Annotated in this window: 6 protein-coding genes; 4 read left to right on the top strand and 2 right to left on the bottom strand. The window is 74.4% G+C overall.

Annotated elements, in window-relative coordinates; translation table 11 throughout:
* Nucleotides 1–113: 113 nt before the first annotated feature.
* Nucleotides 114–593: a 2-C-methyl-D-erythritol 2,4-cyclodiphosphate synthase gene (gene ispF, locus ACXJKL_RS10040; RefSeq protein WP_457206915.1), complete on the bottom strand. Its 480-nt coding sequence runs from the start codon at nt 591–593 to the stop codon at nt 114–116.
* Between the two features lie 65 nt (nt 594–658).
* Here ispF and ACXJKL_RS10035 point away from each other — a divergent pair, with 65 nt between their 5' ends.
* A complete protein-coding gene (locus ACXJKL_RS10035) occupies nt 659–2185 on the top strand; it encodes a molybdopterin-dependent oxidoreductase (RefSeq protein ID WP_457206914.1) in 1527 nt (508 codons plus the stop codon).
* 18 nt (nt 2186–2203) lie between these two features.
* Here the strand turns inward: ACXJKL_RS10035 and ACXJKL_RS10030 are convergent, their stop codons facing one another.
* Nucleotides 2204–3475, bottom strand: a complete 1272-nt coding sequence (locus tag ACXJKL_RS10030) for a C39 family peptidase (RefSeq protein WP_457206913.1) — start codon at nt 3473–3475, stop codon at nt 2204–2206.
* 94 nt (nt 3476–3569) lie between these two features.
* On the opposite strand from ACXJKL_RS10030, the gene cysS reads away from it, so the two are divergent.
* The 3 genes from cysS to ACXJKL_RS10015 all read left to right on the top strand — a co-directional run.
* The gene (gene cysS, locus ACXJKL_RS10025) at nt 3570–4964 is read left to right on the top strand and encodes a cysteine--tRNA ligase (RefSeq protein WP_457206912.1); all 1395 of its coding nucleotides are present in this window, start codon (nt 3570–3572) and stop codon (nt 4962–4964) included.
* 2 nt (nt 4965–4966) lie between these two features.
* A complete protein-coding gene (rlmB, locus tag ACXJKL_RS10020) occupies nt 4967–5920 on the top strand; it encodes a 23S rRNA (guanosine(2251)-2'-O)-methyltransferase RlmB (RefSeq protein WP_457206911.1) in 954 nt (317 codons plus the stop codon).
* Nucleotides 5917–7407 (top strand): metallophosphoesterase (locus ACXJKL_RS10015; RefSeq protein WP_457206910.1); only part of this gene is annotated, 1491 nt, incomplete at its 3' end. The genes rlmB and ACXJKL_RS10015, both read left to right, overlap by 4 nt.

Raw genomic sequence — 7407 nt, 5'->3', positions numbered from 1 at the left:
CTGTTACGGGTGCTCCCCGCCCCACCGGTGGGGGGTGCAGCAGGTGTGACAGCGCGTTACAGCTGCGGCCGCGCGGCAGGGGGCCGGGGGCAGGGGGGCCGGGGCGATCCGGCTCAGTCGCGGGCGACGACGAGCGCGGTGGCGATCGCCGCGACTCCCTCGCCGCGGCCCGTCAGCCCCAGCCCGTCAGTGGTGGTCGCGGACACCGAGACCGGCGCCCCGGCCGCCTCGCTGAGGGCGGCCTCGGCCTCCGCGCGGCGGGGACCGAGGCGGGGCGCGTTGCCGACGACCTGGACCGCGACGTTGCCGATCTCGAAGCCGGCCTCCCGCACCCGTCGCGCCGCCTCGGCGAGCAGCGTGGTCCCGGACGCGCCGGACCACGCGGGCTCGGAGGTCCCGAAGTGCGAGCCGAGGTCGCCGATGCCGGCGGCGGAGAACAGTGCGTCGCACGCGGCGTGGGCGGCGACGTCCGCGTCGGAGTGGCCATCGAGCCCGCGCGGCTCCTCCGGCCAGGCCAGTCCGGCGAGGTGCATCGGCACGCCCTCGACGAGTCGGTGGACGTCGGTGCCGATGCCGGTGCGGGGGAGGATCACGGCGCCATCATGCCGCGTCCGCGACCAGCGGGGGCCGGCGTGGTGCCGTCGGTCAGAATGGCGGCATGCATCCCTCGTCACGCCTGCCCTGGGCGATCGCCGGCATCGTGACCGGCGTCGCCGGCCTGGCGACGAGCTATGCGGTGGCGACGATGCTCACCATCCGCGAGTCGCCGGTGGTGGCGGTCGCCGAGCTGGTCATCCGGCTCACCCCGGGTGCGGTCGCCGAGCGGATCATCGGCGTGGTCGGGCAGCGGGACAAGCCGCTGCTGGTCGCGGGCATCCTGCTGTTCCTGCTGGCGACGTTCGCCCTGGCCGGGATGGTGGCGCGTACGTCGTGGGTCCGGGCGCAGCTGGTCTGGCTCGGCCTCGCGACGGTCGGCGTGGTGGCCGTCCTGGTCCAGCGCGGGGCGGGCGGCGTCGACGTGCTGCCCGTGCTCGTCGGCCTCCTCACCTGGGTCGCGCTGCTGCCCGCCCTCACCGCGCCGCTGCGGATGGGGATCGAGCACCCCGAGCTGGAGTCGCGCGAGCGGCGGGTCTTCCTGATGGTGGCCGGGGTGCTCGGCCTCGCCGCGGTCGGCGTCGGGGTCGCCGGTCGCGTGGTCGGTGCGGGTCGCCGCCACGTCGTGGAGAGCCGGCGGCTGCTGCGGCTCGACGAGGTCACCCGTCCGGACCCGCCACCCGGCGCCTCGACGGGCCTGGCGGACATGAGCCCCTGGCAGACCCCCAACGACGACTTCTACCTGATCGACACCGCCATCGCGGTCCCGGCGGTCGAGCCGAAGGACTGGCGGCTGCGGATCCACGGGATGGTCGACCGCGAGCTGGTGCTCAGCTACGACAGCCTCATCGCGCGGGGGCTCACCGAGGCGTGGGTGACGCTCAACTGCGTGAGCAACGAGGTCGGCGGGGGACTGGTCGGCAACGCGTGGTGGAGCGGGGTCCGGATCGCCGACCTGCTGGCCGAGGTCGGCGTCAGCGGCGACGCCGACTGCGTCCTGCAGACCTCCGAGGACGGCTGGACCTGCGCCACCCCGCTCAGCGCGCTCACCGACGACCGGGACGCGATGCTGGCGGTCGCCATGAACGGTCGCCCGCTGCCCCTCGAGCACGGCTTCCCGGTCCGCTCCATCGTCCCGGGGCTCTACGGCTACGTCTCGGCGACCAAGTGGGTCGTGGACTACGAGGTGACGCGCTTCGCCGACGTCGCCGCCTTCTGGACCCAGCGAGGCTGGTCCGAGGAGGGGCCGGTCAAGATCGCGTCGCGCATCGACGTGCCCCGCTCGGGGGCCGACGTCGACCCCGGCCCGCTGGAGATCGGCGGCCTGGCCTGGAAGCAGCACACCGGCATCTCCGGGGTCGAGATCGCGCTCGACGGCGGCGCCTGGGAGCGGGTCCGGCTCGCCGGTGCGCCCTCCGAGGACACCTGGGTGCAGTGGGCGGGCACCCTCGACGTCACCCCCGGCGACCACACCCTGCGGGTGCGGGCGATCGGCCGCRACGGCGACGTGCAGACCGGCGCGATCGCGGACGTCGTACCGGACGGGGCGACGGGGTGGCACACCGTGGAGTTCAGCGTCCGCGACTCCTGAGCGAGCCGGCGGGCGGGGTCAGCGGTGGATGACGTACGCCGTGCCGCCGGAGGCGTTGAGCCAGACGTCCTCGAGCTCGTCGCGGTCGTAGACCCGGCGCACGGCGCCGTTGCTCGCGCCCGCCGGGTCGTTGACGACCACGTCGCCGTCGGCCTCGAAGCCCACGACCACGAGGAGGTGGCCGTTGCTCGCCGAGATGGGCGCCCCGGTCAGCTGGCGGGCGCCGAAGGCCACCGAGATCACCAGCGGCACGCCGGCCACGATGTAGTCCTCGGCCTCGCGCAGGTCGCGCAGCCGCGTCACGTAGGCGTCACCGGTGGTGAGCGTCGAGGCGTAGGCGGTGTTGAAGGCCCAGTTGCCGGTGCCGCCGTAGGCGTGGTCGTAGACCATCCGCGCGGTGTGGTCGACCTGGGCGTCCGCGTGGCCGGCGGCGATGTCGGTGAAGGGGCCCGGCTGGAGGCCGTAGTAGCCCAGCACCATCGCGGTCGAGGTGGGGGAGCACCACGCCTCGCCGCCGCCACCCCACTGCGGGTAGTGCCCGCCGTGGGTCATCTGCGAGTACGTCGGGACGTCGAGGACGGTGCCTGCCGCCGGGCCCGGGATCGAGGTGGGCGTGCTGCCGCGGGGGACGATCGCGCTGGCCATCGCGCCGATCCGGTCGACGCGCACCAGCGGCCTGGTGGCGGCGCTGCGGTAGAGCGTCACCCGCACCTGCCACCCGGTGACGGGGGCGGCCGCGACCCAGGTGTCGACGTTGACGCGACCCAGGTCGTCGGACTGCGAGGCCAGCGACTGGCGGCGGACCGCGGGGTTGTCGAGCGCCCACTCGGCCATCGAGTCCCAGCTGGAGGTGCGGCYGTCGGCGGTGCGGGCGCGGACGGCGACCTTGACGACGCTGTCGCCGGTCGTGACGGCCTCCCACGAGGGGATCAGCTCGGTGGCGCCGAAGCCGGGGGTCGCCCAGGGGGAGGTCCAGCTGCCCGCCTGGTAGACGCGGCCGTGGAGCCTGCCGGCGCGGGGCTTCTTGAGCAGCAGCGAGCCCTTCGCGGTGCGGACTCCGCGCATGGTGCCGGCGCGCCAGTCGCGTCCCCGGCTCCACGAGGTGTGCTGGACGCTGGAGACGGCACGCCGCTCCGCGGTTGCCGTCGCCGGCGCGCCGGAGCCGCCGGAGCCGCTGGCACCGCCGGCACCGCCGGGGTCGGCGGACGCGGTGGCCGGGGCCAGCGCACCCAGGACGAGGGCGAGGGTCGCGCCGGCGAGGAGCGGGCGTCGTACGGAGGGGGCGGCCACCCGACCACGCTAACCCGCAGACACCCCACCTGTCCCACGAGTCACAGCGCTCGGTCGAATCGTTGTGCGGCCCGCCCGCCCCTAGACTTGCCGGGTGAATCTGAGGCTCCACGACACGGCGACCCGCGAGGTCCGTGACTTCGTTCCCCTCGAGGAGGGGAAGGCGGGCATCTACGTCTGTGGGCTCACCGTGCAGTCGGAGCCCCACGTCGGCCACGTCCGCTCGGCCGTCAACTTCGACGTGCTGCGCCGCTGGCTCACCGCGAGCGGCTACGACGTGCACTTCATCCGCAACGTCACGGACATCGACGACAAGATCCTGACGAAGTCCGCCGAGCAGGGCCGCCCCTGGTACAACCTCGCCTACGCCATGCACGCCGAGCTGACCCGCGCGCTGGCCAGCATCAACGTGCTGCCGCCGACCTACGAGCCGTCCGCGACCGGCACCGTCCCGGAGATGGTCGAGCTCATCGAGACGCTCATCGAGCGCGGGCACGCGTACGCCGCCGAGGACGGGTCCGGCGACGTCTACTTCGACGTGCGCTCGTGGCCGTCGTACGGCGAGCTGACCCGGCAGGGCATCGACGACATGGAGCCCGCCGGTGACGCGGACCCCCGCGGCAAGCGGGACCCGCGCGACTTCGCGCTGTGGAAGGGACAGAAGGCCTCCGAGCCCGAGTCCGCCGCCTGGCCAGCCCCGTGGGGTCGCGGCCGTCCGGGGTGGCACATCGAGTGCTCGGCGATGGCCGGCAAGTACCTCGGTCCCGCCTTCGACATCCACGGCGGCGGCGTCGACCTGCGCTTCCCGCACCACGAGAACGAGCTGGCCCAGTCCCGCGCGGCGGGCCTGCCGTTCGCGTCGTACTGGCTGCACAACGCCTGGATCACCACCGCCGGCGAGAAGATGAGCAAGTCGCTCGGCAACTCGCTGCTGGTGCCGTCCGTGCTCGAGCGGGTCCGCGGGATCGAGCTGCGCTTCTACATGGTGAGCGCGCACTACCGCTCGCACGTCGAGTTCAGCTTCGAGGCCCTCGACGAGGCCGCGACGTCGTTCCAGAGGATCGAGTCGTTCCTCGAGCGGGTCGACGCCTCCGGCGGGCAGGCCGGCGAGCTCCCGGACGCGTTCGTCGCCGCGATGGACGACGACCTCGGCACCCCCGCGGCCGTCGCCGTCATCCACGACCACGTCCGCGAGGGCAACCGGCTGCTGGCCGACGGCGGCGACGCCACGGCGATCGCCGGGGCGGTCCGCGCCATGCTCGACGTCCTCGGGCTCGACCCCGCCGACCCCGGCTGGGCCGACGGCGGCGGTGCCGAGGCCGAGCAGCTGCGCGGCGCCGTCGACGTACTCATCACCGCACTGCTCGAGGACCGGGCCCAGGCGCGGGCCGACAAGGACTGGGGTCGCGCCGACGCGATCCGGGACCGGATCAAGGCCGCCGGCATCGAGATCGAAGACACGCCCTCCGGGCCGAAGTGGAGCATCTGAACATGCCAGGAAACAGCCAGCGCAAGGGCGCGATCCGCAAGACCGGCAAGGGGCCGACCGCCGGGTCGGGCGGTCGCGTCAAGCGCGGTCTCGAGGGCAAGGGCCCCACGCCCAAGGCCAAGGACCGCCCCTACCACCAGGCGCACAAGGCCGCGAAGCGCGCCGAGCGCTCCGAGACGACCCGTCCCAAGCGTCGGACGACCAAGTCGACCGAGGCCGAGTGGGTGGCCGGGCGCAACTCCGTCGTCGAGGCGCTGCGGGCCGGCATCCCGATCACGGCGGTGTACGTCGCCGAGGGCGCCGAGCGCGACGGCCGGCTGCGCGAGGCCTTCAAGATCGCCGCCGAGCAGGGCTACTCGATGATGGAGGTGACCCGCGGCGAGATGGACCGGATGACCGGCGGCGCCGTGCACCAGGGCCTCGCGGCCCGGCTGCCCTCCTACGAGTACGCGCACCCGGACGACCTCCTCGACCGCGCCGCCGAGATGGGCGAGAAGCCCCTCATCGTGGCCCTCGACTCGGTCACCGACCCCCGCAACCTCGGTGCGGTCGTCCGCTCCGCCGCCGGCTTCGGCGCGCACGGCGTGCTGATCCCCGAGCGGCGCGCGGCCGGCATGACCGCCTCGGCCTGGAAGACCAGCGCCGGCGCCGCGGCCCGGATCCCGGTCGCGCAGACGGTCAACCTCACCCGCCAGCTCAAGGCCTACCAGGACGCGGGCTGCATGGTGATCGGCCTGGCCGCCGACGGTGACGTCGCGCTGCCGGACCTCGCGCTCGCCGACGGCCCGCTCGTGGTCGTCGTCGGCTCCGAGGGCAAGGGACTGGGCCGCCTCGTCACCGAGACCTGCGACCAGCTCGTGTCGATCCCGATGGGCAACCAGCTGGAGTCGCTCAACGCCGGCGTGGCGGCCTCGGTGACGCTCTACTCGATCTCCCAGGCGCGCGCCCGGGGGTGAGTCGCACGCGGCGGTTCTCCACCGTCGCGGTGGCGGTGGGGTGCCTCGCCGTCGCCGTGGTGGCCGCGGTCGCCCTGTTCCTGYCCGGGAGCAGGACGATCGTCCTGGCCAGCCACGACGCGATCGTGCGGCCGACCCTCGACGGGGACGTGGTGCTCCGCACCGGGCCGCTGCTGCCCGACGTACGGCGCCGCGGCGACGGGCCGATCGGCGTCGACATCGTCCTGGGCAAGACCGAGGCCGGGTCGGTCGACGAGCTGGTCTCCCGCTACGCCTTCATCGCCAGCCAGCCCGAGGCGCAGGTCGCCAAGGTGCAGGGGGCGGTGCGGGACATCGCCGTCTCGGCGGCCGTCCGCGGCCTCGGGTTCGGCATGGTGCCGCTCGCCGTCTGGCTGCTGCTCGGCCCGCACCGGCGCGGGGAGCTGTTCCGCGGCCTGCGCACCCGGCGCGGCGCGGTGGGCGGGGTGCTGCTCGTCGCCCTCCCGCTCGCGCTRTGGCAGCCGTGGGACCGCGACGCCGACACCCAGGAGGACGAGCAGGACTGGATCACGGTCGACACCTTCCTCGGCGACGCGGTGCCGCTGCCCGCGGAGGCCGACGGGATCGAGGTGCGCACCGGCCCGACGACCACCGAGACCCGACGCCTGATCGCCAGCGCGGTGAGCACCTACGACAAGAGCAAGGCCTTCTACGCCGCCGCGGCCGAGGCCGCCGGGGGCCTGCCGCTGCGCGAGCCGGAGGAGGGCGAGACCGTCGCGCTGCTGGTCAGCGACCGGCACGACAACATCGGCATGGACCCGGTCGCGCGGGCGATCGGCGACGCGGGCGGCGCCACCGTGGTGCTGGACGCGGGCGACGACACCTCGACGGGCCAGCCGTGGGAGGCCTTCAGCCTCGACTCGCTGGACCGCGCGTTCGACGACCTCGACCGCTACGCCATCGCCGGCAACCACGACAACGGCTCCTTCGTCACCCGCTACCTCGATGACCTCGGCTGGACCACGCTCGACGGTGAGCCGGTCGAGGGGCCCGGGGGTGGCCTGGTCCTCGGCGTGGACGACCCCCGCGCCAGCGGGCTCGGGGACTGGCGCGACGAGACCGGCCTGAGCTTCACCGAGGTGGGGGACCGGCTCGCGGACGCCGCCTGCGCGTCCGACGAGCGGATCAACACCCTGCTCGTCCACGACGCCAACCTGGGCCGCGAGACCCTCGCCCGCGGGTGCGCCGACCTCGTCGTCGGCGGCCACACGCACGTGCAGAGCGGGCCGGTCGAGGTCGTCGGCCAGGACGGCCGGGCCGGGTGGACCTACACCAACGGCACGACCGGCGGCGCGGCGTACGCCATCGCGGTCGGCAGCAAGCCGCGGCGCGACGCCGGCGTCAGCCTGGTGACGTACGACGACCAGGGCCGGCCGGTCGGGGTCCAGGCGGTCCGGCTCCAGACCGACGGCACCTTCATCGTCAGCGGCTACGCCTCGCTCCAGGAG

The sequence above is a fragment of the Nocardioides sp. P5_C9_2 genome (assembly GCF_054049555.1).
Note: the sequence above shows the minus strand (reverse complement) of the source record. Positions and strands in the feature narration are given on the sequence as shown.